Source organism: Pseudomonas sp. EA_65y_Pfl2_P78 (assembly GCF_963970495.1).
In the GTDB taxonomy this organism is placed as follows: Bacteria; Pseudomonadota; Gammaproteobacteria; order Pseudomonadales; family Pseudomonadaceae; genus Aquipseudomonas; species Aquipseudomonas baetica_A.
In genome coordinates this window covers 78,929-93,933 of record NZ_CAXAON010000025.1, presented here as the reverse complement: position 1 = coordinate 93,933, position 15,005 = coordinate 78,929, and the positions used below count along the sequence as shown (strand labels likewise).

17 protein-coding genes are annotated in these 15,005 nt (G+C 58.6%); 7 read left to right on the top strand and 10 right to left on the bottom strand.

Annotated elements, in window-relative coordinates:
- Positions 1 to 335: 335 nt before the first annotated feature.
- The gene (locus tag AACY02_RS18855) at positions 336 to 836 is read right to left on the bottom strand and encodes an Hcp family type VI secretion system effector (protein WP_221733885.1); all 501 of its coding nucleotides are present in this window, start codon (positions 834 to 836) and stop codon (positions 336 to 338) included.
- Positions 837 to 1,053: 217 nt separating this feature from the next.
- Positions 1,054 to 1,341 (bottom strand): fructose-bisphosphate aldolase, encoded by a 288-nt coding sequence (locus AACY02_RS18850; RefSeq protein ID WP_221733884.1) that lies wholly within the window; start codon positions 1,339 to 1,341, stop codon positions 1,054 to 1,056.
- A gap of 591 nt (positions 1,342 to 1,932) precedes the next feature.
- Between AACY02_RS18850 and AACY02_RS18845 the strand changes: the two genes are divergently transcribed.
- On the top strand, positions 1,933 to 2,346 hold the full coding sequence (locus tag AACY02_RS18845; RefSeq protein ID WP_339433252.1) for a hypothetical protein: 414 nt from the start codon (positions 1,933 to 1,935) through the stop codon (positions 2,344 to 2,346).
- 61 nt (positions 2,347 to 2,407) lie between these two features.
- Positions 2,408 to 2,821 carry a hypothetical protein gene (locus tag AACY02_RS18840; RefSeq protein ID WP_339433251.1) on the top strand — a complete coding sequence of 138 codons (414 nt, stop codon included), beginning with the start codon at positions 2,408 to 2,410 and terminating at the stop codon, positions 2,819 to 2,821.
- 135 nt (positions 2,822 to 2,956) lie between these two features.
- On the opposite strand, the gene AACY02_RS18835 is transcribed toward AACY02_RS18840, so the two are convergent.
- The 5 genes from AACY02_RS18835 to AACY02_RS18815 are packed head-to-tail and all read right to left on the bottom strand — an operon-like array spanning position 2,957 to position 7,746.
- Positions 2,957 to 4,096: a merozoite surface protein 3b gene (locus AACY02_RS18835; RefSeq protein ID WP_339433250.1), complete on the bottom strand. Its 1,140-nt coding sequence runs from the start codon at positions 4,094 to 4,096 to the stop codon at positions 2,957 to 2,959.
- A gap of 45 nt (positions 4,097 to 4,141) precedes the next feature.
- Positions 4,142 to 4,456: a hypothetical protein gene (locus tag AACY02_RS18830; protein ID WP_221733880.1), complete on the bottom strand. Its 315-nt coding sequence runs from the start codon at positions 4,454 to 4,456 to the stop codon at positions 4,142 to 4,144.
- Between the two features lie 58 nt (positions 4,457 to 4,514).
- Positions 4,515 to 5,639, bottom strand: a complete 1,125-nt coding sequence (locus AACY02_RS18825) for a DUF6384 family protein (protein ID WP_339433249.1) — start codon at positions 5,637 to 5,639, stop codon at positions 4,515 to 4,517.
- Between the two features lie 39 nt (positions 5,640 to 5,678).
- Positions 5,679 to 6,599, bottom strand: coding sequence for a DUF6384 family protein (locus AACY02_RS18820; protein WP_339433248.1), 921 nt, complete (start codon positions 6,597 to 6,599; stop codon positions 5,679 to 5,681).
- A gap of 22 nt (positions 6,600 to 6,621) precedes the next feature.
- A complete protein-coding gene (locus tag AACY02_RS18815) occupies positions 6,622 to 7,746 on the bottom strand; it encodes a DUF6384 family protein (protein WP_339433247.1) in 1,125 nt (374 codons plus the stop codon).
- A 272-nt stretch (positions 7,747 to 8,018) separates the two neighbouring features.
- Here AACY02_RS18815 and AACY02_RS18810 point away from each other — a divergent pair, with 272 nt between their 5' ends.
- The 5 genes from AACY02_RS18810 (at position 8,019) to AACY02_RS18790 (ending at position 11,252) form a co-directional block, all read left to right on the top strand.
- Positions 8,019 to 8,258 (top strand): hypothetical protein, encoded by a 240-nt coding sequence (locus AACY02_RS18810; RefSeq protein ID WP_339433246.1) that lies wholly within the window; start codon positions 8,019 to 8,021, stop codon positions 8,256 to 8,258.
- Positions 8,259 to 8,535: 277 nt separating this feature from the next.
- Positions 8,536 to 8,916 (top strand): hypothetical protein, encoded by a 381-nt coding sequence (locus AACY02_RS18805; protein ID WP_221733875.1) that lies wholly within the window; start codon positions 8,536 to 8,538, stop codon positions 8,914 to 8,916.
- Positions 8,917 to 8,931: 15 nt separating this feature from the next.
- Positions 8,932 to 9,354 (top strand): HD domain-containing protein, encoded by a 423-nt coding sequence (locus AACY02_RS18800; protein WP_339433245.1) that lies wholly within the window; start codon positions 8,932 to 8,934, stop codon positions 9,352 to 9,354.
- Between the two features lie 27 nt (positions 9,355 to 9,381).
- Positions 9,382 to 10,401, top strand: coding sequence for an AbrB family transcriptional regulator (locus AACY02_RS18795; RefSeq protein ID WP_339433244.1), 1,020 nt, complete (start codon positions 9,382 to 9,384; stop codon positions 10,399 to 10,401).
- Between the two features lie 404 nt (positions 10,402 to 10,805).
- Complete coding sequence (locus AACY02_RS18790) at positions 10,806 to 11,252, top strand: hypothetical protein (protein WP_339433243.1); 447 nt, start codon at positions 10,806 to 10,808, stop codon at positions 11,250 to 11,252.
- Here the strand turns inward: AACY02_RS18790 and AACY02_RS18785 are convergent.
- From AACY02_RS18785 to AACY02_RS18775, 3 genes are read right to left on the bottom strand one after another with little or no spacing between them, the layout of a single operon-like run.
- On the bottom strand, positions 11,237 to 12,262 hold the full coding sequence (locus tag AACY02_RS18785; protein ID WP_339433242.1) for a DUF2955 domain-containing protein: 1,026 nt from the start codon (positions 12,260 to 12,262) through the stop codon (positions 11,237 to 11,239). The two genes, AACY02_RS18790 and AACY02_RS18785, sit on opposite strands and share 16 nt — an antisense overlap.
- Positions 12,252 to 13,376, bottom strand: coding sequence for an HlyD family secretion protein (locus AACY02_RS18780; protein ID WP_339433241.1), 1,125 nt, complete (start codon positions 13,374 to 13,376; stop codon positions 12,252 to 12,254). Before AACY02_RS18780 ends, AACY02_RS18785 begins: the two co-directional genes overlap by 11 nt.
- Positions 13,369 to 14,922 carry a TolC family protein gene (locus tag AACY02_RS18775; protein WP_339433240.1) on the bottom strand — a complete coding sequence of 518 codons (1,554 nt, stop codon included), beginning with the start codon at positions 14,920 to 14,922 and terminating at the stop codon, positions 13,369 to 13,371. The genes AACY02_RS18780 and AACY02_RS18775 overlap by 8 nt, the downstream gene beginning before the upstream one ends.
- Positions 14,923 to 15,005: the final 83 nt, after the last annotated feature.

Sequence of the window (15,005 nt, the reverse complement as noted above, 5' to 3'; positions counted from 1 at the left end):
CGCCGGGAAACCTCGGCCATCGACAGGTTCAGCGGGGGAAGCAGCATCTTAAGTAATGCGGCTCTGCGTTCAGGTGAATAGTACGGCACGACCAGTCTCTTTCCGCCCCCGATATGCTTTTTTTGGAAAAACCGGAGAGGCGACAACTATCCTGACACCGGGGGCTAACAATGCCATCATTAACTGCCCCGATAACTTCATTCGCAAAACCAACAACAATCTCGCTAAATCTTAGTTGCGCGAAGCTGTCGTACAATTGGGTTGCGCCTAAATGGCACCCAAAGGCAATAAGGTCTGAAGCGGCATGGGTAACGTCGTTGATGTCACACGAATCCTCATTCATCTTCATTTCCCCAACGGCTAAAACCACACGTGCCCGCCTGTAGGTGTGTCCAACTGATTTCGCGATAAGTAAATGACACCAATTCTTGAGGCTGTGCGTCGTTCAAGTGGATGGCGTGGGGAACCTGGAGGTTGATGTGGGCGATTTTTGCGCCGGCAATGTGGATTTTGAAGTACTTGTCCTGTGTTCCAGCGGGTGAGGTTCGGTAGAAGAAGAGGGTGCAGTCCAGCACTTCACGCTCATGAAGTGCGGCGGACAGTAGTGGTGAGGATTTGTCGATGTTCTTGGTGATCATGATCGGCAAGTGCTTGCCACGGTCGGCAGTGACGCCGCCGTTATTGCCGGTGGTCATGTTGTGGGAATAGGCCAGGACCATGATTTCGTCGAGGTGGCCTAACTGACATTTGTTGCCGATTGAGTTTGTGTCGGAGCAACCGGCGGAGATCAAGCCTTGACGGTTTCCGGTAATGCTCATGTAGCTGTGGTTGGCCATGGAAGCTCTGCCTTATTGACTGGAAAACTCTTGTTTGAAGAGTAACCGTCAACTAAAGCCGGGACAGTTAGGCGCTGGTTCGCTATTGGTGAAGTTCAGACGCGTCTTACAAGGGGCGCGGAAGTCAGGAGGTGATTATTCCCAAGTGCCAACGACGTTATCGCTGGTTGGATGACCGGGCGTTTATGAAGTTGGCACTTTGGCAATGTGTTGGTTATCAGGCTGGCGCGTCGAAACCTCGCTGCTCGATTACCCGAAACACATCACTCACGTCCTGCACCATGATCCTGGCGATGTTGGTCACAGTGTTGATGTCATGTTCGGCGTAATCGGGGAGGCTGGTGCAGGCGATGAGGTCAAGGTATTTGAGGACGGCGTTGAGGCGTTCGGCGAGGCAGGCGTGGAGTTCACGCAATGGGGCATCGGCGTCGATCAGGAGGACAGGGTGGTCGGTGGCGGGGTGGGACATGTGCGCGTAGTGGTGGAGCGGTGTTTGCGTCGTCATGGTGTTAATCCTTGGCAAAGAGGAATTGCCACCATTGTGCTGCGAAACAAAAGGGTGGCAGCTATGCGTGGGTTCGCAGACCGGAGGATAAACACCATGACCCGGCAGACCCGGAGGTCTCCCACGCACAACCGCCATAAAACGTGGACAGCCGGGAGTCGGCCGAACTTGACGGAACAAGGTGTCAATCTTAAGGGCTGCGAAACCCTATCGCTAATTTAGTTAGCGACGACACCACTCTAGTCAGCCATTTCAGCCACCACAACCGACCTGTAGGACGCCAACCCAACCCTGTGGCGAAGGAGCTTGCTCCCGCTCGGCGACGCAGTCGGCGTATTCCGGCGCATGCGGTGGACCTGGAGAAAAGGACTGGCCGGTTTTGGGTCTGCTTCGCAGCCCAGCGGGAGCAAGCTCCCTCGCCACAGGTGGTGTTTTCCTACGCGTTTTTCAGACTCAAAAATCTGCGCGGATCTTATTTGCCTGTTTGAACTTTCCTAAAAAGCGATGTCAATTTGATGGCGTGTCGCGACGCTCATTGAGAATGGATCAAGCAGTGCCAGGCTGATTCCTGGCAACCCAGGGAAGTGTGAGATGAAACTGATTTTTGCGATGTTATTGATGTTCAGCGGTTACACGTTTGCCAGTTGTTCCAGCATCAGTGACAGCGATCAACGCGACTATTGCCAGGCCACGCAGGAAGGCAGTACCTGCTCCTCGATCCGGGATAGTGATTTGCGAGCGTCCTGTGAAGCCGAGAAGGGCAGTACCTGTTCGAGCATTCACGACAGCGACCAGCGTGCTTACTGCGAGGCGAAAAAGGGCAGCACATGTTCCAGCATTCATGATTCGGATTTGCGCGCAATGTGTGAGGCTGAGAAAGGCAGTACCTGCTCCAGCATCCATGACAGCGATCAGCGTGCATTTTGTGAGGCGAAGAAGGGCAGCACGTGTTCGAGCATCCATGATTCTGACCTGCGCAATCAGTGCGAAGCCATGAAGCGCTGATCTGGTTTTGATTGCATCAACCAGTGCCAGGCTGTTTCCTGGCAACCCAAGGAAGTGTGAGATGAAGTTGATTCTTGCAATGTTATTGATGTTCAGCGGTTACGTTTCTGCCAGTTGTGCCAGCATCAGTGATCCTGTTAAACGCAACTATTGCCAGGCCACGCAGGAAGGCAGCAGTTGTTATTCCATCGACAATTACGATTTGCGCACGGCCTGCGAAGCGGAGAAGGGCGGTTCATGCGCTGGTATCGAGGATCGTGACCAGCGCGCCTATTGCGACGCCAAGAAAGGCGCTAGTTGTTATTCCATCGACAATTACGATTTGCGTACGGCCTGCGAAGCGGAGAAAGGCGGTTCATGTGCCAGCATCGGGGATCGTGATCAGCGCGCCTTCTGCGAAGCGAAGCAGGGCAGTAGCTGTGCGAGCATCGGCAATGGGGACCTGCGCAACCAGTGCGAAGCCATGAAACGTTGACTGATCTGTTTGCTCCAAAGGCAAAAAAGGGACACCCAATGGTGTCCCTTTTTCATGTGCGTAAACCTTCAACGTCATGCGACGTACATGAACGCCGATGCCCCGGCGGGCATCGGCGTTTTTGCATTGGAAACGTCAGACAGCCTTGCTCAGCAGCGCTGCAAACTTGCACTTGGCATCTTCCACTGCATCGGCAATGTCACGGGCGGCATTGCTTGATTCGGCACGGTAGCTGTCGGTCAGGCTTTGCATCTCGGTCTGGAAGCTCAGGGTCGCATCGGCAAGTGCACGAACCGAATCGACCCTGATGGTCGAGCCGTAGCTGGCTTTGACCGCCGCTTCGATCTGTTGATTGCCGGCAGAGCCCAACGCCTCGAGCCCTTTGCTGACGCCTTCGGTGGTGGCATTGAGTGTGTGGGTCGCTTCGGCCAGGCCGCTGTTGCTGGTGAAGGATACGGCGAGGCCGGTCAGTACCACTTCGTTGGTGGAGAAGAACGAGACCATGCGCTGGTACTGGCGCTCCTTGATCACATGCACCTGATTGATCCGGGCAAACACCATTTCAGCGGTGTTGTACCCGACCTTGAGGTCATCGGCGATGTCTTTGACGATCTGGTAGCGCTTGTCTTCATCCTGCAGGGCGCGAACGGCTTCATCGCGTTGCAACTCCAGGCTGGCGCGCCGGGCCGGCTCGGCGGTGTCGGCAGCGGTGACCTGAGCGCCGGCGTCGTTCAGCGCCTGAGTGCGTTGCTCTAGCGCCTTGCCGGCCACTGCCAAAACTTGCTGGGCGTCGACTTCGGCGGCTTTCATTGCCATCCGGAAATCCATGTACGCCTCAAGCACCACGCTTTCCCGGGTAATCTGGTCATTGGCCGATTTGCACACCTGCAAGTAGCTCTCGCGGATGTCATTGAAGCGGCTGGGAATCGATCCGCGGCGCAGGTTCATCCAGCTCAGCTTGAGTTTTTCCAGGGTGTCGAGGCGGCCGTCGTCCATCCATTCGGCCATGGCAGAAGCGTCTTCACGGATCGAGCTGAAGCGCTGAGTGATGTCCATGAAGCGCGTGGAAATGTCCATGCCTTCAATCTGCTCGCGGACCATGCTGTTGAACGCGGTCGACTGCTGCAGTACCGAAGCGATGGCGGTGACTTTGCTGTTGTCGTACTGAGCAACGCGCTCGAGCAGTACCAGCACCGGTGCATCGTGAACGGGTTGAAACAGGTTGATGCCAATCGTGCGCAGACCAGTGAGTGCCCGTTCGAGGTAGTTGGTCATCGAGTGTCCTTACGTGGTGTCGTCTGTTCTGGGTGTGGGCAGGCATTAACGCTCAGCGGGCGGCTTGCCGTGCAGCTCTTCATTGCGCGCCTGCATCGCCAGCAGCATCAACTCGTTCTGGCGATTGCCAGCGTAGTTGATGCGTTTGGCTAGCAGGCCGTCGAGCCAGCGCTGGAAAAAACCGAACGCGTATTGGTCGGTGCCATAGGCCCGATCACGCAGGAAGACATAGGCTTCGTTTTCACTGTAGGCGCGCAGTTTTTCCCTGCATTCCTGGCGGATGTCTTCGTAGTCTTTGGCACTGTGCGCCGGCGTCTGTCTGGCGGTCGATGACGCCTGGTTCTGGGTGGTTGAGGTCATTGCACTACCTGTTGAGTCGCGGTCAAGGGAAGAAATTGCAGGCTGAAGGTCGGGCTGGTCAATACAGCGACCAATAGCCTGCTGCCCTGAGTTTTTGTCGTGTCTGAGTGATTTTTGTCTCGGCGGCGTTCGAGTTTCCCTTTTTCAGGTCGGCTTCGATTTCCTGCAGGCGCGACTGCAAGGATTCGCGTAGTTCTGCTGGAAACTCTTTGCGCTCAATCCGTGCCCGCAAGCCTTGGAAGCGACTGGTCTGCAAGTCCAACAGACTGGTGTCGCCGAACAGGTCACGCGACAGCTCCGAGTAAGCGGCATACGCCGTCCCCTGATTGTCATCCATGTTTTTCAGCGCCTGATCAATCTCGGCCAGGCGTTCATCGAGGTTGCTCGATTGGGCAATGGCGGCGGCACGTTTCGGATCCTTCAGTAATTCCTGGACCTTTCGGCGTGTGCCGAGAATACCGCTGGCGCGCTGGATGTCTTGCTCAGCCGCGTAGGTGTCCCGATTCAATTGCAGACGTTGCCGGTCAAGGTCGTTGATCTGCGAGTCCAAGGCCAGAACGTTATCGCGGGTTACCGGGGTGTTACTGCTGATATCGGTCTGCAGGTCGCGAGCCGGGAGTTTCTGTTCGGCACGCTGGAGCAGGCGGGTCGCTGTCTCGTCCGGCTGTTGTGCGTTTTCGCGCTGAACCTTTGCGAACAGCGTCCGGAGCTTCTCAAGCGCTGTGTTCTGATCGCGCAGACTGCCGGACAAGCCATGTGCAGCTAATTTGACTTCAAGAATCTTCAGATCGTCCCCGCCGGAAGCCCACTGCTTTTGCAACAGCACGCCAACCCCCAGCACGACGCCCAGCAGGAGCAGGATCCCGAACCGAGGCAGCATGCGTCGGACGCGGCCGGCCAGCGCCTGCCGACTAACCAACGTCCTGATCAGCCACGAGCTGACAAGATGGGTTGGCGGCGTTTCGAGGATCAAACGGCGGGCAAAGAACTGATGCACGCCCTGTTCGATCAGGTCGTCGTCCACGGGCAGGTCCTGGCTCAGGTAATAGGCACGGATGCGCTCGGCGATCTCTGCGCGGCGGCGGGGCAGGTCGAGGTGCTCCTGGACCAGTTTGCGCTGATACCGCAGTTCGTCGATCAGGGCTACGACCGTCATTTGTTCCGAGAGTGAAATGCTGCGCATCAGGTGTCCTTTCGTGAGGGTGGCCAGGCAGTCGGTGGTTTATTGACCGATGCCATACAGCTCATCGTCGATATCTCGGAACGTGGAGAGCGCATCGCCGTAAGTCTTCTCGTTGTTGATGCGCTCAAGCTGTTGCCCGAGCAGTGTCAGTCGCTGTTTCAGACTGCTGGATTGTTCGATCCTGGCGACATTCTTCGGGTCCTGGCGGATGTCACGCAGGGTCTGGCGCATCCAGATGATTGCACCGGCATACTTCATGTCGTTGTAGATTAGGTCAGAGTCGGTGTCGAACCGCCGTTGCTGCGCGTTGAATGTCATGAACTGCGATTCCACCAGGTCCAGATTGTCTTTGGTGATTTTTATATCCACACCAAGGTCCGTGCGGAAAGCGCTGGTTGGCATTCTGGACTGCGCATGCTGGAGCAAACGGCCGATGTTCGCGCTCGGGTGTTCGGCGTTGCTCTTGCGCAACACCGCGAGACGTTTGGTTATTGACTGCACTTGCTTGTTCAACTCGAAGCTTTTGTCGCGCATCGCCCAGGCATTTTTGACGATGTTGTCAACTCTCCCGGCATCCTTATAGTGGTGATTCGCCCACAGGATCAGCGCACTGGATAACAGGATCAGCAGAATGAGTGGTGCCAGGCGTATGTCTGCCGGTTTGACGCTCGCCGGCGAAGCGCCGCGGCGGTTGAGCCACTTGACCAACCACGTATTGAATCCATTGAGTGCCGGGATCTCCAGCATCAGGCGATGGGCGAAAAACTGCCGCACACCCTGTTCGATCAATTTGTCATCGAACTCGATGGCGTTGCTGATGTAGTAGGCGCGGATGCGCTCGGCGATGTCCGCGCGACGGCTGGGCAAGTCCAGATGATCCTGAATCTGCTTTTGCTCATGGCGCAGCTTGTCGATGAACGCCATCGCCTTCAGTTGCTCGGAGAGTGCGGTGCTGCTCATGGGGGGCGTCCTTTTCAATCTGTCATTCTCCCGAACCACCCCAGCGGCGCCAGTAGCCTGCATCTTTCATCGAACTGATCAGATGATTGATTTTTCGCTCGGCGGCCATCGAGTCACCGACTTCCAGGAGCTGGTGGATGACTTCGACTTTTCTGCGCAACTGGGTCCGGATTTCATCCGGTACCCAGCGGGAGGTGATGCGCTCTTTCAGCGAGCGGTAGCGCATGGACTGCAGTTTGAGCATGTCTTGTTCATCGTTCCAGAGATCGCCACGCAGATCGTTGTACGCCGCTTGTGCATCCTGGTTACTGTCGTAGCCGTTGACTTGCTTGAGCAACTGGTCGACTTCCGCCAGGCGCTGGTCCAGATTGCTGGAGTGGGCAATCCCGAGGGCAAATTTCGGGTCTTGCAGCATTGCTTTAAGGTCATTGCGAGTGTCGAGGATACGTCCGGCATACTTCACATTGCCTTCAACTTCGTACAGAGACCGGTTGACTGCATACCGGCTCTCCTTGAGTTCTTTGACCCGGATTTCGATCGCGGCTGCGTTTGCTGATGTGACGGGTTCGGAAAGACCGATAGACGTGCGTACGTCGGTAGCCGGCAGCGCGCTTCGGGCGCGCTTCAGCAATACGCTGGCCTGCGGGTCCGGTTGTTCGGCCAGCCTGCGAGCCAGGGCCTCTACGGCGCCACGCTGCTTGTCCACCTCCTGGAACAGCTTTTTGCGATCATCGCGGACAATCGCGGCGTCGGTGCTGACCTCGCTCACTTCGGCCGGGCTGTAAACCGTCGGGCTGGTGAATTTGTAGACCGCGAAGGCAATGACCAATAGCACCATGGCAGAGGTTCGCAGCATTTTGATCACACCGGAGCGCCGGACTAACGAGTTGATCAGCCAGGTGTCGATTGCACCCACGGGCGGCATTTCCAGCAGCAGACGACGCGCGAACACCTGACGCACGCCTTGTTCGATCAGGTTGTCGTCGAACACGATGTTGTGGTTCTGGTAATAGGTGCGAATGTGCTCGGCAATTTCGGCTCGGCGTCGCGGCAGATCGAGGTGTTCCTGAACCTGTTTCTGCTGATGGCGCAACTCATCGACCAAGGCCATTGCGCCCATTTGTTCGGAGAGTGGAATACTGCTCATCGGTGTCCTTTCCAGGTTGAGGCGTGATGCGGGGCAAGCATGGCGGGGGAGTATACCGAGCGGTCAATCCCGAGTGCCCGCCTCGTGCCAGAGGCGGGCAAACATTACTCGCGAGATGACCGGGCCGGAACGACTATTGGGGGCAGTGGCGTCGGTGGCACCCATCAGCCATTGGTCGTGGCTCTGCAGTCTCTGCGCATGTCATCGTTTTTGATGTTTTGGCAGCCACCCCGACCTTGTTGTGCCCTGCACAAGTTACGCAGGTCATCGTCGTGAATGTTCGTGCAGCTGTCGATGCCTCTCTTGCCTTTGCAGAGATTGCGCTGATCATCGTCGCGGATGTTCCCACAGCTATCGCTACCTTCAGCTTCGGATTTGCAGGCGTTGCGCATGTCATCATTTTTGATGTTCTGGCAGCCATCCCAGCCTTCCTTGGCCTTGCAATAGTTGCGTTGGTCATCGTCTTTGATGTTTTCACAACCGGCGTGCGCGTAGCCGCTCAACATCAATAACATCACGAGAATCAGTCTCATCGGGGGTACTTCCATGATTGTCAGGAAACAACCTGACGCTGAGTGATGCCGCATGACCAAAGATAAATGGCGATATCGCATTGACATCATTTTAAAGAAAAGTTCATGGACGGCCTATGTGCAGGGCGGAAATTTTTAAGCGTGATCGGACATTGATTGTCCCGATTCGGCTTATTTTTGATTTGCCATGGCGAGGTGAATCCGTGATGGTATGCAGGAAACAGTTTGTAACGCCCCGCCACGGATGGATCCGCGCATGATCGAAATCGGCAGCCGCAACAACGCCCCCACGTCGCAGCACCCAACCCACGACGTCTACATTTTCAACATCGACCTGTCCCGAGCGGCCACGCCTTTCTGCTTCGAACAGTCGACGGCCGGAGGGCATGGTGGGCAGGGCGGTGCGCGCTGGTTGGCGCTGTATGAGCTGGAGGCCTGGCCCGGTGAGTGGCGTGAGCATTTGAAGAAGGCTGATTGTGCCTGGGTCGCTGAGTTGATCGATGCACATCCTGGTGCGGATCAGGCGACGTTAGTTGGCATGATTCTCAAGCAACACGCCGAGCCGGTCGGTCGGTTGAAAGCGATTGGCGGCTGGCTCAAACGCAACATCCACGTTGGCGGCCGTTACGGCGTCTAACCCGAGGAAATCCCCATGACCCAGACACTCGAACGCGCCATCGCCATCGCCGCCACCGCGCACACCGGGCAGGTGGACAAGGGCGGGGCACCGTACATTCTGCATCCGCTGAAGGTAATGCTGCGCATGACCACGCTGGAAGAACGCATCGTCGCGGTGCTGCACGATGTGGTCGAGGATTGCGATATCAGCCTTGATGATTTGCGCAAGGAAGGCTTCAGCGAGGAGGTGCTGACGGCTATTGCGTCGGTAACCAAAGTACCGGGTGAGTCCTATGAGGATTTTGTCGATCGCGCGGCGCAGAACCCGATTGGCCGGGTGGTGAAACTGGCGGATCTGGAAGAGAACAGCGATTTGTCGCGGATTGCCTCGCCGAGCTGGGAGGATTTGGAACGGATCGAGAAGTATCGGCGCGCGATTGGACGGTTGCGCGCTTAAGCCAGTTGAATTGCCAGGAAGGCGAATATGAAATCCATTCTGTGTTTGTTGGTCGCCGCCGGTTTTGGCGCGGTGTTGCAATCCCTCGGTGTGCCTCATGGTTTGCTGTTGGGTTCGATCCTTGTCACGGCACTGGTCGTCACTAAATCAGGCTTCGTACCCGCAACGCCTTATGGTTTGGGTTACATCCAGGTCACCCTGGGCATCGCCACCGGGCTGATGTTCGAAGCGTGGGACAGTGCGACGGCGTCGACCATGTTGCCCAGCCTTGGCGTGTTGCTGCTGTGCCTGACGGTGCAGATTGCCCTGGCCGGTTGGTGGCTGACGCGTGGGGCAGGGTGGAATCGCACCGATGCGCTGCTGGCGGTGTATCCGGGGGCGCTGGCGGCGGTGTTTGATCTGCTGGAGTCGGAGAAGGCGTCGAGCAAGGTGATCATCGTGCATCTGATGCGGTTACTGCTGATCACGGTGTTGGTGAGCTTTTTGATTCCGGGGCAGGTGTCGGTGGCTGCTGTTGAAAGCGATCCGTTGATCACCGGCATGGCGTTGACGGTTTGCTCGGTAATCGGCTTGAGCGTCGTGCTCGGTCGATTGCTGCTGGTGATCGGCGTGCCGGCGCCCTTCATGCTCACGGCGATCATCATCACCGCAGTCTTTGTAAAAGCAGGCTGGTTGCACGGTTTTCACATGCCCGACTGGAGCTTGAATCTGGCGGCACTGATTCTCGGTGTGCGGATCGGCTCGCGGTTTCAGGGGTTGGGCGTCAGGGAGTTGGGCCTGCATGGCCGCACGGCGCTGGTCTCGGTCGGGTTGATGATTGTGGTGGCGGCGGTGTTTGCAGAGGTAGCGGCGCGGTGGTTGGGCAGCGATCCGTTGTCGCTATGGCTGGCGTACATGCCGGGGGCGATCGAGACGATTGCGATTGTCGCGTTTGCCGGTGGGCTGAACGTGGTGTTTATCCTCACTCACCACTTGGCGCGGATGGTGCTGCTGCATTTTGCGCCGGCGTTGTGGGTGCAGGTGCGGCGAGTACGGGAGGGGGCCTGAACGAATCAATCGTCGCCGTACATCAACTCCAGTTGTTCTATCCACGCGGCGCTGGCATTGAATCTTGCGTAATAGCGCTGTTTTTCAGCGTCACTCAAACACGTAAAAAACGGCAGGAAATAACGCTCGTTTTAGAACCCTTGGGCTCCTGTATCCGGCAAAAAGTGGCTTTGCCTCAGGCTTGATGAGCGCGGCAATTCGGCTGAGTAAACGACGCATCGAGATCCGTGATCGGCAAAATTGGGGGTGTCAGGATGGTATCCATAACGGCGAGTGCGAGCCACTGATTCCATAACGGTGAGGTCAGTATCCTCTCCTCTTAAGCATTCTTCCTCGAGCACATTGAACTACACTCCCGGACTACCCCGCCTCGCAGCCAACCCCAGGCCCCGCCGGAGGTAATCGTGATTCGCATAGCGTTCATCCCACTCGTGATCGCTGCCATCTTCACCACTAAAGCCAGCGCCGAATCCGTCGTCCCGCTCAAGGGCCAGACCTCGCAACAAACCCAGATCGATATCAACGACTGCCGCTCCATTGCGTCGACCTCGACGACATCAACCCCGCAAACCGGCGGTCGTCTGAAGGGCGCAGCCGTGGGTGCTGCGGCCGGTGCAACAGCGGCTGAGGTGCGCGGCCGCCAGCACGACGAGTTCTACGATGCGGTCGACGATGATCGTCAGCAGGATTACCGGCAAAACCGCGCCGGGCAATCGGCTGCCGCCGGCGCTGTAGTCGGTGGCGCACGGCAGCGTCAGGATCGGCGCGCGCAGAACAAGACCCATGCGGCGGCGAGTTCCAGTGCTTACACGGGGTGTCTGCAGTGGCGCGGCTATCAGATCACACCTTGACGCTGAGGCTTGTGCGCTGCGAGCAGGTGCATCATCAATGCGCTGTAGAGCGTCACCAGGATGAACAGGCCCATACGTACCGCGAAGGCGCTGTAGACGTCTTTGCCTGCCGCGCTGTCCTGCACCGATTGGCCGAGCAGGATGATCATCGTCACCAGGGTGTTGAGCCAGAAACCGGGGCTGAACGTTGTCGGGCCCAGGCGATAGAGCTTGCGCGCCAGCCATAGCCCGAACAGCAGCGTCCAAAGAAAGAACATCCACACATGCACGAACAGGCTCAAACCACACCAGAGCAGCACAGCCAGCAAGCCTCCAAGCAGGGTCGAGCCGAGCAGTTCGCGCCCGGCGTGGCGGGTGTTGGGGGTAGAGGTTTGTTGGCCGAGACTGACGGCTTTGAGGATGATCGGCAGGTAGCTGGCCGGGTCGCTCAAGGCCAGTAAAAACGTCGGCATGACGATCAGGGTGGCGCGCAGCGCCACGCGCGGGACTTCGTCGTCGGGCAAGGTGGGCGGTTTGGGTGGAACGGGGCTGTCGGGTCGTTCCGCAAACACCGCGTGGCTGACACCGACCACCGCGACGGCCAGTAACAGGCCTTTGACCAGCGCGCCAATCACCGCCATCGCCAGATCGAATTCGGCAAACCCGGCGGCGCAGATCATGGTCATGCCGATCACCAGAAAGGTCACGATCAACGGATTGCCGCCACGCAGACCGAAGCGAAATACCAGAAACAAACCGAGGCCGATCAACAGCACGCCGCTCATCGGGTAATAACGCAGCAAGGGCACCAGCAGCAGGCCGATACTCGTCGTCAGCGCAGCAACTAACGCCAGCACCAATGCGCCTCTCAGTGGCAATGGCCGAGGCAAACTGGCCAGCAATAGCGCCGTCAGTACCGGTGAAATAAACGCCAGCGGCAAGGCCAACGCATAACTGGCGGCGGTGCACAGCGCCGTGCCGAACGCCAGGCGCAAGGCCCGTTGCGCCGGGACGCTGCGCTCAGTAGGCATACGACAGCCAGCTCATCAGGCCGACAAACAGCCGCCCCAGCGGATTGAGCGGATTGCCTTCAGTGGGGAAGGCCATGACTTCCGCCTGGCCACCGGCACGGATCGCGCGGCTGTCGATCAGGTGTTTCTTTGCCTCTTCAGAGAACTCGATGATCACCGGGAAACGTTGCGCCGGGCGCAGCCAGTCGCGGCTGTTCCGAATGCTCGGCAGGGTGCCGGGCGCGGGTGTCTGGCCGACGCTCACGCCATAACCGACGCTGCGCACGCGACCGTCGAGGACTTCACCGGGCAATGCGTCAAGGACGATGGCGACCGGGGTTCCGGGTTGCACATGACCGAGATTGTTTTCAGTCAGGTCGGCGCTGATCCATACGTCGTGGATGGCGATCAAGGTCATCAACGGACTGCCGGCAGCGGTGAACTGGCCGACGTCGGTGCGCAGGTCGGTGATCAAACCTGCAGAGCGTGCGCCGATGCGGGTGTTAGACAAATCCAGTTCAGCTTTGGCCAATGCAGAAGCTGCGCTGCGCAACTGTGCGTTAGTGTCCGTGCTACCACCTTCCTGTTCCTGCGCACGTTGCACTTCGGCGCGGGCGGCGGCGACTTGGGCCACGGCTTGCTCACGGTTGGCCCGCGACACTTCCAGAAGCCGCACGGAGACAGTGCCCGGATCCTGTTTGTACAAGCCCTCGAGCCGCTGATTGTCCTGCCGCGCCTTGAGTTCGTTGGCTTGCGCTGCTCGTAACGAAGCCTGCGCCGAGGCGATGCCAGCGGTGCTGGCGCCGACCTGACGACGGGTCGACTCCAGATCGGCTTTCGCCCGATCCACGGCGATTTGCAGCGGCTGCGGGTCGAGTTCGAAAAGGATATCGCCGGCCTTCACGTCCTGATTGTTGCGTACATTGACCTTGATCACCCGCCCCGCGACTTCCGCCGCCACCGGAATCACGAACGCACCGACCCGCGCCTGCTGGGTGTAGGGCGTGTAGCGGTCGGCGAGCAGGTACCAGGCCAGGCTCAGTACGATCAGCAACAACACCCAGCGGATGCCTTTTTTTGCAGGATCAGCCTGGGCAGGCGCGGGGGCCGGGGCGGGTGGCGCAGCTTCAGTCATGACGGGTTACCTGCGATGGAAGGGGATACGCCGGTCGGTCGGGCGGCGCGCTGAGCAAATCGCCCCAATTAGTGCGTTGTTGCATCTGTTGCCGTGTCGGCTCATCGACCTGCGGCGCGTTGCTTTGCCAGCCGCCGCCGAGGGCTTTGTACAGGGCGATCAGGTTGCTCACGGCGTTGCTGCGGCTGACCAGATAGTTGTCCTGCAGTTCGAGCAACGCACGTTGTGCATCGAGCACTCGCTGAAAGTCGGAATAACCCTCGCGGTATTGGGTGTTGGCCAGCACCAGCGAACGTCGCGCAGCGCCTTCGGCCTGGCGCAGAATGCGTTCGCGCTCCAGCGCTTTGCTCAAGCCGCTGGCAGCATCGTCGGCTTCGCGCGCAGCTTGGCGTACCTTGTCGCGGTAGGCTTCGATCAGTTGCTGCAAGCGCGAGTCCTGTACCCGCACGTTGTTGCGGATACGGCCGTAATCGAAGATGTTCCAGCGCAGGCTCGGGCCGCCGATCAGATCGAGGCTGCGCGGGGTGGCGCCGAGGGTATCGCTGGACCAGACGATGCTGCCGAGCAAGGTCAGCGACGGGTACAGATCGGTTTCGGCGACACCGACCAGCGCCGATTGCGCGGCGACATTCAGTTCTGCCGCGCGTATGTCCGGACGACGCAGCAGCAGATTGGCCGGGACGTCTTGCAGCACGGCGCGATCCAGCAAGGGAATCAGCCCTGGTTGTTCGGCCAGCAACGCCGCGCCACCGGGTGGCTGACCGACCAGCACGGCCAAGGCGTTGCGGGTGCGCAGAACTTGATCTTCGAATGCGGGGAGGCTGCTCAGCGTGCCGAGGTACTGGGTTTTCGCCTGTTGCAGATCGAGTTCGGCGGTCTGGCCGCTGTTGAAGAGTTTTTCGGTGATTTCGAAATTGCGCTTCTGCTGGGCAGCGTTTTCCCGGGCAACGCGCAGGCGTGCTTCGGTGGTGCGCAGGGAGAAATAGGTGTCGGCGACTTGCGCGCGCAGCAGCACGAGGGCGTCTTGGTAGTTGGCCTGGGCAGCGAAGTAGCTGGCGTCGGACGACTCGATGGCTCGGCTGAAACGGCCCCAGAAATCCAGCTCCCAACCGACATCGAACGCGGCGCTGTGTTGCCAGAAATGCAGATCCTGTGGGTTGTTGCCCCCGGACTGATGGCGGTCGACGTACAAGCTGTCGACGCCGACCTGTTGCAGTTGCGGGTAGCGACCGCTCTCGGCGATGTTCAGTTGCGCGCGGGCTTCGAGCACCCGCAAGCCGGCGATTTTCAGACTGCTATTGTGCGCATCGGCTTCGGCAATCAGGCGATCGAGTACGGGGTCGGCGAACACTTGCCACCATTGGCGCAGATCCGGCTCGGCGGCACGTTCGCTGGCTTGTTCCAGCGCCACGCTGTTCCATTGCTTGCTCCACGTCTCGGCGGGCGGCTGGAAATCCGGCCCCAGGCGCACGCAGCCGCTCAAACTCAAGGCGACAAGCAACAACAGATGACCGGGCCGCGTCAGCAGAGCTGTTGTCCAAGGCATTGCGTTATGTCCCTGACCCGCAAGTATCAGTGGAGCATAGACGACGAACTGCAAGTTGTTCGGGCGAATCTGCTGCTACGCTT